A 619-nucleotide genomic window follows, 5' to 3' on the forward strand; every position below is an offset into this window, starting at 1 on the left:
ATTGAACATTCCCCAGAGCCGTTCCTGGAATTGTTCGGCGTCGGTGCCCGCGGTGATTTCATCCTTGTAGATCATCAGATGATCAGGCAACAGCCCTTCCCTGGCGTCATCCGGTATCGCCTTCTGAATTTGTTTGCGCGTGATATTGGTAAAGACGACACCCCAGCCCCAGGGCATGATCAGATTGCCGCGGTAGGCCTTGCTGGTTTGCCGCAAATGCGGGTCCCGCGCCAACATGTCGACTACGCTGTAGGTGTAGCTCCTCGCCTGCTCCAAAGGATGCGGTTTGGTCACCATGCCGTTGTTTGTCAGCAGCGTGACATCCGACTTGCTGATCTTCTTCAGCGTGTCTGGCTTCCAGTCCTTGACCTCGAGAAAGAGCAATCCCCGAGACGGATGAAGAATGATGAAATCGGGGTAACGGCGTTGCCGGCCTATGGGAATGTCGTACCAGACAAGATAATCATCCTCCAGCAGTTCTTTCAGGCGTCGTGCGACCCGCTTCTCACCGGCGGTCATCCGGCCTAGGGTTTCCCGATTCAGTGGAGGAATGATCTCGGCCATGCTTGGCTGCCCTATTTTTGGTTGCGGTCTGTCTGCGCCTGAGGATCTTACTTTA

General features: G+C 55.1%; 1 protein-coding gene. It reads right to left on the bottom strand.

The features are described 5' to 3' along the window. Positions 1-564, bottom strand: a 564-nt coding sequence (locus tag ACOCD2_RS24910) for a nuclease-related domain-containing protein (protein ID WP_293652601.1), incomplete at its 3' end; no start/stop codon positions are given. Positions 565-619: the final 55 nt, after the last annotated feature.

It is taken from the genome of Thiolapillus sp. (genome assembly GCF_048562965.1).
GTDB lineage: Bacteria > Pseudomonadota > Gammaproteobacteria > Chromatiales > Chromatiaceae > Thiolapillus > Thiolapillus brandeum_A.